This window comes from Pseudomonas sp. Marseille-Q1929, from assembly GCF_017316265.1.
Lineage (GTDB): Bacteria > Pseudomonadota > Gammaproteobacteria > Pseudomonadales > Pseudomonadaceae > Aquipseudomonas.
Map to the genome: position 1 here is coordinate 219,173 of NZ_JAFLWU010000004.1, position 12,409 is coordinate 231,581.

Annotated in this window: 12 protein-coding genes and 1 tRNA gene; 5 read left to right on the forward strand and 8 right to left on the reverse strand. The window is 60.7% G+C overall.

The features are described from left to right. Positions 1-48: 48 nt before the first annotated feature. Both J1G37_RS08375 and J1G37_RS08380 read right to left on the reverse strand, forming a co-directional pair. Positions 49-801, reverse strand: a complete 753-nt coding sequence (locus J1G37_RS08375) for an ABC transporter substrate-binding protein (protein WP_207041066.1) — start codon at positions 799-801, stop codon at positions 49-51. Between the two features lie 13 nt (positions 802-814). Continuing rightward, a complete protein-coding gene (locus J1G37_RS08380) occupies positions 815-1,588 on the reverse strand; it encodes an ABC transporter ATP-binding protein (RefSeq protein WP_017738342.1) in 774 nt (257 codons plus the stop codon). Positions 1,589-2,141: 553 nt separating this feature from the next. On the opposite strand from J1G37_RS08380, the gene gabP reads away from it, so the two are divergent. Beyond that, positions 2,142-3,533 (forward strand): GABA permease, encoded by a 1,392-nt coding sequence (gene gabP / locus J1G37_RS08385; RefSeq protein ID WP_207041067.1) that lies wholly within the window; start codon positions 2,142-2,144, stop codon positions 3,531-3,533. A gap of 119 nt (positions 3,534-3,652) precedes the next feature. On the opposite strand, the gene J1G37_RS08390 is transcribed toward gabP, so the two are convergent. Then, positions 3,653-4,066: a hypothetical protein gene (locus tag J1G37_RS08390; protein WP_207041068.1), complete on the reverse strand. Its 414-nt coding sequence runs from the start codon at positions 4,064-4,066 to the stop codon at positions 3,653-3,655. A gap of 19 nt (positions 4,067-4,085) precedes the next feature. Continuing rightward, the gene (locus J1G37_RS08395; protein ID WP_207041069.1) at positions 4,086-5,051 is read right to left on the reverse strand and encodes an alpha/beta fold hydrolase; all 966 of its coding nucleotides are present in this window, start codon (positions 5,049-5,051) and stop codon (positions 4,086-4,088) included. Between the two features lie 180 nt (positions 5,052-5,231). Here J1G37_RS08395 and J1G37_RS08400 point away from each other — a divergent pair, with 180 nt between their 5' ends. The 4 genes from J1G37_RS08400 to J1G37_RS08415 all read left to right on the forward strand — a co-directional run bounded on the left by J1G37_RS08400 (position 5,232) and on the right by J1G37_RS08415 (position 8,408). Continuing rightward, positions 5,232-5,426, forward strand: a complete 195-nt coding sequence (locus J1G37_RS08400) for a stability determinant (protein WP_078731168.1) — start codon at positions 5,232-5,234, stop codon at positions 5,424-5,426. Next, the gene (locus tag J1G37_RS08405) at positions 5,416-5,724 is read left to right on the forward strand and encodes a type II toxin-antitoxin system RelE/ParE family toxin (RefSeq protein ID WP_207041098.1); all 309 of its coding nucleotides are present in this window, start codon (positions 5,416-5,418) and stop codon (positions 5,722-5,724) included. Before J1G37_RS08400 ends, J1G37_RS08405 begins: the two co-directional genes overlap by 11 nt. 42 nt (positions 5,725-5,766) lie before the next feature. After that, positions 5,767-6,732 (forward strand): arsenic resistance protein, encoded by a 966-nt coding sequence (locus tag J1G37_RS08410; protein WP_207041071.1) that lies wholly within the window; start codon positions 5,767-5,769, stop codon positions 6,730-6,732. Positions 6,733-6,809: 77 nt separating this feature from the next. Further along, positions 6,810-8,408, forward strand: coding sequence for a glycosyltransferase family 39 protein (locus J1G37_RS08415; protein WP_207041073.1), 1,599 nt, complete (start codon positions 6,810-6,812; stop codon positions 8,406-8,408). Positions 8,409-8,632: 224 nt separating this feature from the next. On the opposite strand, the gene J1G37_RS08420 is transcribed toward J1G37_RS08415, so the two are convergent. The 4 genes from J1G37_RS08420 to J1G37_RS08435 form a co-directional block, all read right to left on the reverse strand. Continuing rightward, a tRNA-Phe gene (locus J1G37_RS08420) sits at positions 8,633-8,708 on the reverse strand. 103 nt (positions 8,709-8,811) lie between these two features. Next, a complete protein-coding gene (locus J1G37_RS08425; RefSeq protein WP_207041075.1) occupies positions 8,812-9,084 on the reverse strand; it encodes an oxidative damage protection protein in 273 nt (90 codons plus the stop codon). Further along, a complete protein-coding gene (mutY, locus tag J1G37_RS08430) occupies positions 9,081-10,148 on the reverse strand; it encodes an A/G-specific adenine glycosylase (RefSeq protein ID WP_207041077.1) in 1,068 nt (355 codons plus the stop codon). Before mutY ends, J1G37_RS08425 begins: the two co-directional genes overlap by 4 nt. Further along, complete coding sequence (locus J1G37_RS08435; RefSeq protein WP_207041079.1) at positions 10,145-12,367, reverse strand: AsmA family protein; 2,223 nt, start codon at positions 12,365-12,367, stop codon at positions 10,145-10,147. The genes mutY and J1G37_RS08435 overlap by 4 nt, the downstream gene beginning before the upstream one ends. Positions 12,368-12,409: the final 42 nt, after the last annotated feature.

Below are 12,409 nucleotides of genomic sequence, written 5' to 3' on the forward strand. Positions count from 1 at the left end.
GCTAAAAGCCGACGCGCTCAAGTGAGCGCGCCGGGCATACCGTTCAGATCATTCGATGCTGAAAGGGAAGTACTTGTCGTTGATCTTCTTGTAGGTGCCGTCTGCCTTGATCTCTGCCAGGGCTTTGTTCAGGCGCTCGCGCAGCGGGTCGCCCTTGCGTACGGCGATACCGATTTTGTCGCTTTCTACTACCGGGTCGCCCTTGAACTCGTAGGCGGAACCGTCTTTGCTCTTGAGCCATTCGTACTGCACGTACTTGTCGGCGAGCATGCCGTCGAGGCGGCCGGAGATCAGGTCGAGGTAGGCGTTTTCCTGGGTGTCGTAGAGCTTGGAGGTGGTGTCCGGCAGCTCGTCTTCCAGGTATGTACCGGCCAAGGTCGCGCGTTGTGCACCGATGATCTTGCCCTTCAGGTAACCGGCGTCGGTCTTGAAGTCTTTGGTGGCTTTGGGTGCGATGAACTGCAGCTTGTTGGAGTAGTACGGGTCGGTGAAGTCGACGGCCTGCTTGCGTTCATCGGTGATGGACAGCGAGGACACCAGGAAGTCGAACTTCTTGGCGTTCAGGGCCGGGATGATGCCGTCCCAGTCGGACACGTACACTTCGCATTTCTCGACTTTCATCTTGGCGCACAGGGCGTCGCCGATGTCCTTGTCGAAGCCCACGACATTGCCGCTGGCGTCTTTATTGTTGAAGGGCGGGTAGGCCGCTTCGATCCCCATTTTCAGGGTTTCCGCCATGGCCGTGGCGCTGAACGCCATCGATACGGCCGCAGCCAGAAGGAATTTTTTATAGTTCTGCATGCATGTTGCTCCGTTAGCGGTTGCTGGACATGAATTGTTTGCAGCGCGCCGAAAGCGGGTTTTCAAACACCTGCTGTGGCGATCCTTGCTCTTCGACCAGGCCCTGGTGCAGGAACACCACTTCACTGGACACCTGGCGGGCGAAGCCCATTTCATGGGTGACCAGCAGCATGGTGCGGCCTTCTTCGGCCAGTGCGCGGATCACATTAAGTACTTCCTGAACCATTTCCGGGTCAAGGGCCGATGTGGGCTCATCGAACAGGATGACTTTAGGCTGCATGGCCAGGGTACGCGCGATGGCGGCCCGTTGTTGCTGGCCACCGGACAATTGCGCGGGGTAGGCGTGGCGCTTGTCGCTGATGCCGACCTTGGCCAGCAGGGCTTCGGCCACCTCGATAGCTTCGGCCTTGCTCTGGCCGAGCACACGACGTGGGGCCTCGATGATGTTGTCGAGGATGCTCATGTGCGGCCACAGGTTAAAGTTTTGAAACACAAAACCGATTTCGCTGCGCAGGCGGTTGATCTGCTTGCCGTCGGCGGCCATCAGCTCGCCGTTTTTCGCGGCCTTGAGCTTGAGCTCTTCGCCGGCGACCAGGATCTGGCCCTGGTGCGGGTTTTCCAGCAGGTTGATGCAGCGCAGGAACGTGGACTTGCCGGAACCGGAGGAACCCAGGATCGAGATCACATCGCCGTCGCGAGCGGTCAGCGAGATACCTTTGAGTACCTCCAGCTCACCATAGCGTTTATGCAAGTTGCGGATTTCAAGCGCGGGCGTGGCCTCGGCCATGTGCGGTCCTCATTGTGTTCGTTGCGTGCTTGCTGTTGGGCCGCCTTCCTGGCGAGGCGCCAAGCTAGCATAGCGTTTGAATGACAGCCAACAGCGCTGCGGACGGTTAACAGGTGGTCTGCGGCAGGGTGTCGCATCGGCACAGCAGCGTGTCGCGCCATCAACAACCGAACAGACGTTTGAACCCGTAAACCGGCAGGCTTCGCGTAAAAAAGGGCGCGATGGTGCCAGCTTTGGCCGGGGGTTGGAAGGGTCAATCGGGCAAACGGTGCATATCAGCCCCGTTATGGCGCGTCACGTACTTTTTGTGTGTGTTTTTGGTGCGTGCTTTCGTTTAAAAGTGAGTCGCACGGTAACGCTATAGCGGAATTTCATTGTTCTCAATGAGTTGCGAGGGCTGTTGAATTGTCCTACAGCCCGCGTCAATTGCGGGCTTGTAACATTTTGGCGCAAATCTTGCGTAAAAAATAAAGAACGCCCTGTTGGTTTCTTTTCACGAGAAAGAGCGCAGGCCGGGCGGACCGTTTTCGCAATTCCTCGCAAAGGTGTGTCAATGAGTAGTACGCAAAGCTCCAATGACCTCGAACAGGGGCTCAAACCGCGTCACGTCACCATGCTGTCGATTGCCGGCGTTATTGGTGCCGGTTTGTTTGTTGGCTCCGGCCACGCGATTGCTGCCGCCGGCCCTGCTGTGCTGCTGGCCTACGCCGCCGCCGGTACGCTGGTGGTATTGGTGATGCGTATGCTGGCCGAAATGGCCGTGGCGTCGCCGGACACCGGTTCGTTCTCGACATACGCCGACCGCGCCATCGGCCACTGGGCCGGTTTCACCATCGGCTGGTTGTACTGGTGGTTCTGGGTCTTGGTGATCCCGCTGGAAGCCAACGCCGCCGCGACCATCTTGCACGCCTGGTTCCCGGATATCGCCATTTGGGCGTTTACGCTGGTCATCACCCTGCTGCTGACGGCGACCAACCTGTTCAGCGTGAAGAACTACGGCGAGTTCGAGTTCTGGTTTGCGCTGATCAAAGTCGTGGCCATCGTGGGCTTCGTGATCCTCGGTCTGGCCGCGATCTTCGGCTTCCTGCCGACCAGCCAGGTCAGCGGCGTCTCGCACCTGTTCGACACCCAAGGCTTTATGCCGAACGGCATGGGCGCGGTATTGGCTGCAATCCTCACCACCATGTTCTCCTTCATGGGCACCGAGATCGTCACCATCGCTGCTGCTGAATCGAAGAACCCTGGTCAGCAAATCACCAAGGCCACCAACTCGGTGATCTGGCGGATTGGTTTGTTCTACCTGCTGTCGATCTTCATCGTGGTGTCCCTGGTGCCGTGGAACGATCCGACCCTCGCGGCCGTAGGTTCCTACCAGACCGTGCTGGAACGCATGGGCATCCCGAACGCCAAGATGATCGTTGATATCGTGGTGTTGGTTGCCGTGACCAGCTGCCTGAACTCGGCGTTGTACACCGCGTCGCGCATGCTGTTCTCCCTGGGTCGTCGTGGTGATGCACCGGCCGTGGCCAAGCGCACCAACAAGAGCGGCACGCCTTATTGGGCAGTGATGCTGTCTACCGGCGCGGCGTTCCTCGCGGTGTTCGCCAACTACGTGGCTCCGGCTGCCGTGTTTGAATTCCTGCTGGCCAGCTCCGGCGCGATCGCGCTGCTGGTGTACCTGGTGATCGCGGTGTCGCAACTGCGTATGCGTCAGAAGCGTACGGCAGCGGGTGAGAAGATTGTCTTCAAGATGTGGCTGTTCCCGGGCCTGACCTACGCGGTGATGGTGTTTATCGTCGGTACGTTGACCATCATGCTGTTTCAGGAAGCGCATCGGGTCGAGATTATTGCGACTGGGGTGTTGAGTTTGCTGGTGGTGGCGGCGGGGTTGTTGGTGTCCAGTCGTCGCAAGGCGCAGAGAGTAGGCGCCGCAGTCACTAACTGACGGAATGCGTTAAAAAATGTGGGAGCGGGCTTGCTCGCGAATACGGAGTGTCAGTCACTGAATCAGTTGGCTGATCCACCGCATTCGCGAGCAAGCCCGCTCCCACATTGGGTTCTGCGTCAGTCTGCTGAGTTAGCCAGCGCCTGGGACGCCGCAACGTAATCCGCCTGGAACGCTGGCGACTCAATCCACGCCAGTGCCGTCGCTTCATCATCGCTATCCGTGGCCCACTGCCGATACTCGATCAGCGCCGCCAGGATAAAGTCGGTGGCTTCCTCTTCGCCTTCCTGCTCCAGCACCAGCGCCAGCAACGGGTGCGACAGGAACGCTGCGCACAATGCCTGCTGGCTGATCTCGCCCGCGGCGCGCATCTCGACGAACAGCTCGGTCAAATCCACTGACTCAAGATCAATGCGGCTGTCATCGCCGGCAAACGCGTCTGGCTTGCTCGCGGTAGCGCGCTGGGTGCGGTTTTGCTTGGCCTTGGTCTTGGCCCGTTGGGCGCGTTTTTGCTGCTTGTTTGGCGAGGCCATGGGTGTGACGTCCTAGGGTTCAGAGTGGGGTATTGAAGCGCAGCTTGGCGCAAATCCCAAGGGTATCTGTCGGTAATTGGCCGTTTTGCAGCCACGCCAATGCTATCGGCCACAGCCGGTCCTGATACTCGCTGCGGAAAAAGGCGAAATGCCCGACCTGTTTCTCGCCGATGTCCTCGGGCGCAATCCGCAGATGGCTACGTTCGCTGTTGACGAAGTAGCCGAGTAGCCGCTCGATGGCTGCCACGGTGCCGAATGGGTCATCGGTGAGGCTGATGGCCAGGAGTTGCGCCGTCACTCGGCTGAATGGCAGCTCACCCAGGTCTCGTCCGCTGGGCCGCGTTTCATAGCGGGGCGTCGGCGAGCTCCAGTCCCGCACCACGCCTGCTGGCGTGTCTTCCAGCCAGCCCAGGCGCTTGCCGGGGAAGTATCCGCAGAGGGCCGTTAGCAATGGCATCAGCACATGCCATTTGGCGAGCATCTGCCAGCGCCCACGTGCTGCGTAGTCGCGCCAATAGGCAAACTGTGCACCGACGGTAACGATGCGCCGGATCACCGTGCCCGACGCGCCAAGGCCTGCCGCGCAGCCGCCGAAGCTGTGGCCCACCACGTCGATGGGTTGCCCGGGAAACTCCCGTTGGGCGCGCTGCAGGATCGCCTCGAAGTCCAGCGTGCCCCAATCCGACCAGGAAGCCTTGAAGCCGCGTAGCGAGCCACTGCGGGACTCGCCGATGCCACGGTAGTCGTAGGTGATGACGTCAAGGCCGTTGGTGTAGAGGTAGTCGGCGAAACGCGAGTAATAGCGGCAGCGCAGGGAAGTGGCGGCGTTGATGATGACGACGGCGCGTTCGAAGTCGGTGCGCGGGTGGCGCCAGGTGAAGCCGCCGAGGAGGTGGTTGTCGGCGGTGGGTTCTTTGAATGGGGTGCTTTGACTTGGCATGCGTGTCACATCGGGCATTCGCGAAGAGGCGTCATTCAAATTCATTGGGGTTCTGCCTTTAATCGTTTTTATTTTTTTAGTAACAGTTGGCCAGTTTGCCAGTACTTGTCCTGCCTTTGGTGGGTTCACTAATCTCGGCGCTCACTGATAGAGCCATACATCCGAGAGGAACGACACCCGACCATGGACCGATTAGACTGGCAGGCACCCAACTCGGAGATCTCTATGAGCATCCCACTTTCTCCCATCGTTTCAGAGTTTGAAACAGAAGAGCAGGCTGCCAGCTACGACCGTTGGTTTCGGGCCAAGGTGCAGGCGTCGATTGATGATCCTCGCCCGAGCATTCCGCATGATGAGGCCATGGCCGAAGTCGAGAGGATGCTGGAAGAGAGGCGCAAGGCTCGCCGTGCTGCTCGTTAAGTGGCGGCCTGAGGCTATCGCCGCCCTGACCGATATCATTGATTATATTGAGCAGTACAACCCCGTTGCCGCTGCAGCCCTTCACCGAGAGATTGTGGCGGCCACTGAAGGGCTGTCTTCAATGCCCTACGGATTCAAGTGTGGTCGCTTGATCGGTACGCGCGAAATGGTTGTTCATCCCAATTATCTGGTGGTTTATCGAGTGCTGGAGCAAATCGAGGTACTGACGGTGCTACACACCCGTCAGGAATATCCCTCTGACAAGCTCAAGCCTTACCACTCGACCTCTCGCCAATAGATCCATAGGCTTGTTGCCTTTGCGATCAGCTAGGGCGCTGTCATGACCCGCGACACCCTCGAACACCATCAGATCCCCCTCTACTTCGTCGCCGTCCTCCTGGCAGCCGGCTTCGGTTTGCTCGTGCCTTCATCGGCCAGCGGCCTGGGCATGCTGGTCACGCCCGCAATCGCCTTGCTGATGTACGCAATATTCCTGCAAATCCCGTTTCTGGAATTGCGCCAAGCCCTGGTCAACAAGCGTTTCCTATCGGCTTTGCTGCTGGCCAACTTCATCCTGGTGCCGTTGCTGGTGTGGGTGTTGACCCTTGGCCTGGTAGAACGTCCAGCGTTGCTGGTGGGGGTGTTGTTGGTGTTGCTGACGCCGTGCATCGACTACGTGGTGGTGTTTACCCATATCGGCAAGGGCGATTCGCGGTTGATGCTGGCGGCGACGCCGGTGTTGCTGCTGGTGCAGTTGGTGCTGTTGCCGGTGTACCTGGGGTTGATGCTGGGGGCGCAATCGGGCGTGGTGGTGGCGGCGGGGCCGTTTGTCGAGGCGTTCCTGCTGTTGATTGTGCTGCCGATGATTCTGGCAGTGCTGACCACATCACTGGCACGACGATCCTCGCTCGTCAGCGCGTGGAACAACGCCTGGGCCTGGCTGCCGGTGCCGGCGATGGCGTTGGTGCTGTTTGTGGTGATCGCGTCGCAAATCACCTCGGTGGTACGTGATATCAGCCTGCTGGTGCCGGTGATTCCGGTGTACGTGGGCTTCCTTGTGTTGTCGCCGCTGATGGGGATGTTGGCCGCGCGCCTGTTCGCACTGCCGGCGGCGACGGCGCGCGCGGTGACGTTCAGCGCATCGACGCGCAACTCGTTGGTGGTGCTGCCCTTGGCGCTGGCCCTGCCCGAGGATGTACGCGGGTTGGCGGCGACGGTGGTGATCCTGCAAACCTTGATCGAGTTGGTGGGTGAATTGATCTACATCCGCCTGATCCCGGCGTTGGTGTGGCCCGCACGTCGGTAACTGTGAGTCTGTTCAGGCGCGATTCAGCAGGGTGGTCGGCACCATAGGTCGGCGCCCTTCACCTGACAGGTCAACCGATGGATCACCGCAACCGTTTTCGCCTGGAGTCCCTGGGCATTTTCCTGCTGGCCTTATTGCTGTTTACCTTGGGCATCTGGGATCAGCAGCCCCAGGGCTTTGACGGACGCTGGGCGCTGTTCCTGCAAGAAATGTTTCGCCATGGCGCGAGTTTTTTCCCGACAACCTACGGCCAGCCCTACGCGGACTATCCCGGCACCGCGACCTTCTTCAGTTTTGTATTTGCCCGGCTGTTCGGTGCGCCCAATCACCTGGCGAATATCCTGCCCACAGCCCTGGCGTCCGCCGGGGTGGTTGCCTTGATCTACCGCCTGCTGGTCCCGTCGAGTCGTCAATGGGCGCTGCTGACGGTGCTGCTGACGCTGCTCACCGCGCAGTTGCTCGATAAATCGCGCTCGGTGTGCCTGGATCAGATGGTGTCGCTGCTGTGTGTAGGTAGTTTCTACCTGCTGCACACCGGTGAACGCTTGGGATCGCGCTGGCGCCAGCTCGCTGTGTTCCCGTTGTTCATTCTCGGCTTTGCGATTCGTGGACCGTTGGGCTTGATCGAAGTCTGTGGGGTGGTCTGCGTGTACTGGGCGCTGAGCCGCCCCGGGCGGCGGGTCAGGCAGGTGCTGATCCACGGCGCGGTTGGCCTGCTGCTGTTGGCGGCGTGCTGGTGGCTGTTGGTGAAGCTGGCGCGGATCAGCGGTGGCGATGCCTTTGCCGATGAGGTGTTCAAGATGCAGGTCGGCGGGCGCCTCGATGAAAGTGGCGAGCCGTTCTACTTCTACTTCCAGTTGAGCGTGTACCGCTACTTCCCGGTCGTGCCGCTGGCGCTGGCGACACTGATTGCGCTGCGCCATCGCTGGTCTGAGCGGTTTGCGAATGACGATTTGCAATTGGTCGTGCGACTGGGAGCCTGCGGCCTGATGATCCTGCTCGGGCTGTCGGTGCCGCACTTCAAGCGCGCTTATTACATCTTGCCCATGGTGCCGCTGTTTGCCGCTGTCGCCGCCTATGGGCTGCTCCAGGCGCAAAGCTGGCTCGTTGGCGTGCGCAGGTGCTACGAAGGGCTTGTCGCGGCGCTACCGGCGTTGTGCGTGGTTGTAGTCTTTGTCTGTCGGCATGGGTGGCAGAAGCACGGTTACTGGCCGGACGTTTCGTTGCCGTTGCTGATTGGCGCGTTGTTGATTTTGCAGGTGGCGGCAGTGATCGCCTGGCGTCGGCTGGTGTGGCTCAGTGCAATCGCCTTGATCGCGCAATGGTTGGTGCTGGTGACCGTGGTGGATCGCGCCAAGGACCTGCAATTCGACACCCGCACCTTCGTTGGCCAGGTTGAGGCGCTTCGCGTCACGCAGCCCGGGCCCTTGGTGTTTCTCAATCTGGGTCGTGATACCTGGGCGGTGCGCTACATGATGAATCTGGATCACGATGAGCAGCCGCTGTTTGTCAGTGCCGGCGAGGTAGCGCGGCTGGGCGCGTTGCCACGGCCTGCATGGGTGATCGTGGCGCGCAAGGAAACGGCGTTGCTGACGGGGACGCCGCTGGAGCATCAGGCGCCGGTGTTCAGTGGGCGGTTGAATGACAATCCGTTGATGGTGTTTTTGCTTAAGTGACGATGCTGGAGGATTTCTCTAACTGGGCGAAGCGTTATCTCAAAAAGTGAGTGGCGTAGCCCTTGTGGAATCAGCTTCGAGGCCGCTGCAGATAAATTCACTATCTCTAAATCGCCACTTGGATAAGTGAAATTTCTGCACAAAATCGCAGGCAACAAAAAACCCGCACTAGGCGGGTTTCTTGTGTGTTTCAGATGATGTTCGCACCACCTAAAACTAATTAGTGGTGCCCAGAGACGGAATCGAACCGCCGACACGGGGATTTTCAATCCCCTGCTCTACCGACTGAGCTATCTGGGCAACGGGGCGCATTAAACGGGTTTTTCAGGGGGTCGTCAAGCAAGTTTTCAAAAAATATTTAATTATTACCGTCGCTTACGTGCCGACCCCGGTTTTTGATCAATTATTGAGCAGGCGGCACGTAGCCGTCGGCCTTGGCGTAATCCTCGCCGGAAAAGAACTTGTCCATTTCGCCCGCCAGGTATTTACGGTCTTCGGCGTTCATCATGTTCAGGCGTTTTTCATTGATCAGCAGGGTCTGGTGTTTCAGCCAGTCGCCCCAGGCGTTGGCAGAGACGTTCTCGAAAATGTCCTGGCCCTTGGCGCCAGGATACGGAGGGCGTTCCAGGCCTGGCAGTTCTTCTTTGTACTTGCGGCACATTACGGTGCGGGTCATGACGACACTCCTGCATTCAAAACGTCGGCCGCGCGCTTCAGCAGTTTCTTGACCGGGGCGGCAAGGCCCAGGCGCGGCGGGGTGGCGAGGTTATACCAGAGCCAGTCGGCCTCGGCCACGTGATGGGCGGATTCCTCGACCTGCACCAGCCAGGGCTCGATGGCCAGCTGGAAGTGGCTGAAGGTATGGATCAGCCCCGGCAATGCCTGTTGCTTGCCCAGTTCCAGCGCGTGCTGGTGGGCGAGGTGTTCGAGGTCTTGCAGGTCGTCCAGCTCCGGCAAGCTCCACAGTCCACCCCATAGCCCTGTCGATGGGCGGCGGTAAAGCAGGATCGCGCCCTCGGCGTTCGCCAGCATCGGCATCAGCGTGCGCTTCTGCGGGATGGTCTTGCGCGGCTTGGGGATCGGGTAGCGCGTCTCCAGGCCGAGCATGTGGGCTTCGCAGCCTTTTTCCAGCGGGCACAACAGGCAGCTGGGTTTGCTGCGGGTGCAGAGGGTGGCGCCCATGTCCATCATCGCCTGGGTGTAGGCGTTGACGCGATCATGGGGCGTGAAGCGCTCTGCGGTGGCCCACAGCTGCTTGGCCACCTTGGGCTCGCCTGGGTAGCCCTCTTGCGCGGTAAAGCGCGCCAGCACGCGTTTGACGTTGCCGTCGAGGATCGGCGCGCGCAGGCCCATGCTCAGGCTCGCAATCGCGCCGGCGGTGGACAGGCCGATGCCCGGCAGTTCGGTGAGTTTTTCCACGTCCCGGGGAAACTCGCCGCCGTAATCGGCCACGACAATCTTTGCGGTCTTTTGCAGGTTGCGTGCGCGGGTGTAGTAACCCAGGCCGGTCCACAAGTGCAGCACTTCGTCTTCCGGTGCGGCGGCCAGGGCTTCGACCGTCGGCAGCGAGGCCATGAAACGGTCGAAGTAGTTGAGCACGGTGCTCACCTGGGTCTGTTGCAACATGATCTCCGAGACCCACACCCGGTACGGCGTGATGCCCTGTTGCCAGGGCAGGTCATGGCGACCGTGGCGGTCGTACCAGTCCAGCACCGCCGTTGAAAACTGCTCGTTTCTCATCGTTTGAACAGGCCTTTGAGCGCGTCTTTGAGCTGCGGGTTGACCTTGTCGAGTTTCTCTTCAAGTTTGTCGCTGAGCTTGTTGCCGGCCGCCTTGATCGCGACCTGGCCGAGGCCGTCCTTGTCCAGGCGGCAGGCCTTGGCGCCCAGTTCCAGCGGGCCGCGGCAGCGCAGCGGCACTTCGATGCCCTGGAAATTGCTGCCCACCTGGCAGGCCGGGTCTGGCACGGCGCGTTGGTCGCCTTCGACAAGGATGCCCACGCGGTAGTCCATGCCCAGCACGCGCAGGTCGATGTCACCGTTGCCGTTGACGGTCAGGCCGGGGATGCGCACTTTCAGGTCTGGGTTGCTGGCGACGCCGTTACGGAAGGTCAGGTTGCCGCGCAGTTCCTGGAACGGCGTGTCCTTGCCTTGTGGCGTGCTGCTCAAGGTCTTGCGGTTGAGCAGGGCGATGCCGGTGCACAGCTGTTGCTCAAGGTTGGCGTTGAGCAGCATGCCGTTGTTGATCACAAAGCTGGCGGTGCCGTTGAGGCTGTCGATCAGGGCTTTCTGGCTGTTGCCGCGGCCGCTGAGGTTGCTGTCGAGGGTGATCTGGCCCTTCACCGGTGGCGTTTGCCCCTGGGCTTGCAGGATGCGTTCGACCGGCACTTGCTTGATCTGGCTTTGCAGCGCCAGCAGCGGGATATCCTGGCGTACGTCGAGGTTGCCGTTGGCCTGGAAGGTGCCGTTGTAGAGGCCGCCGCTCAAAGTGTTGAGCTTGAGTTGGCCGTCGATGCCGGTGGCTTTGAGCACGGCGTTCTCGATCGGCAGCTTGCTCAGGGTCAGTTGCCCAAAGGCCAGGTCGGCATCCACGTCCAATGTGCGCAGGCGCGTCAGTGGCAGCAGTTTGTCGGTGCTCCACGCGCCCTTGGTGGGCGCGTCCGGCAGCGGCGTGGTGCCGCCGGCGGCCATGGCCCCGGCTTCGCTGTTCTGCACTTCGGCCTGGCGTGCGGCGGAGGCGCCTTTGGCGGCTTCGGACTTGGCCGGCAGGTAGTTGTCGGCGTTGAAGGTGTCGCCCTTGAGTTGTACGCGCAGGGATTGCTTGGCGAAGTCATCCACGGCAATGCGGCCGGTGAAGGTGCTGCCGTCGACCTTCAGGTTCAGGTCGTCCAGGGCCACGCGGGTGGGCGTGCCGCTGAGGCGGCTGACCAGTTCGACCTTGCTCAGGCTGCCCTCGGCCATCGGCGGCAACGGCTGGCCGACGCTGTCGAGGAACTTGGCCAGGTCAAACTGGGCGATGGACAGGGCGCCGCTCAGTTGCGGGGTCTTGTCGAGGTCGTTGACCTTCAGCTCGCCCAAGGCGCGCAACTGGTTGGCCGACAGCTTCAAGTTGGTCCATTCGGCGACGTTCGCCGCCAAGTCCACCAACAACTGCCCCTGTGTGGAGAAGGTCACCGTCTTGCCTTGCAGTGGCTCGCCGGTGGCTTCGCCGCTCAGACGCATGTCTTCGAACTGGTAACGCTTGAGCGCACGCTGGATGCGCAGGTTGCCGTTGAGCTCGGTCTTGACGCGCATCACCGGCTGGTTGCTGCCGAAGAATGCGGTGAGCTTCACGGGGATGCTCGCGCCGTCGTGGATCGCACCGGAACTCAGCTGGATGCTCTCGGCGCTGAATTGCTTGCCGGTCTGCTCGTCGTTGTATTCGACGCGGGCGTTGTTGATGGTCAGGCTGTCGATGTCCAGGCGGATCGGCTGTGGCGGCTTCTCTGCCTTGGGCTCGGCAGCGGGCTCTGCCGGCGTGGAGGCTGGCGCGGTGGTTTCGGTGGACGCGACAGGCGCGTTCTTGCCGATATCTTCCCAGTTGCCGTGGCCCTGCTTGTCGCGGTTGAGGCGCAGGTTCAGGCCTTCGACGCGCACGTCGCTCATCTGCACTTCGCGGCGCAGCAGCGGCAGCACGCGTACCGACAGGCCGAGCATCTGCAGGTCGGCGAACGGTTGCGTCGGGGTGGTCAGGGTGGCCACGCTGGCTTCGTGCAACTCAAGGCCGAGCCAGGGGAACAGGCTCCAGCCGATGTCGCCATTGAGCGTCAGCTCGATGTGGGCCTTGTCGCGGGCAATCTGGCGAATCTCGTCTTTATAGTCGTTGGGATCGAAGAGGTGGGTCAGGGCAAAGCCCAGCGCCACAATGATCAGCAACAGCCCGAGAAGTACCAGACCCAGGATTTTGCCGAACGCTTTCATGGGCGAGTCCTTGTATGTCGATTTCAAAATTTAGCCGCAGAG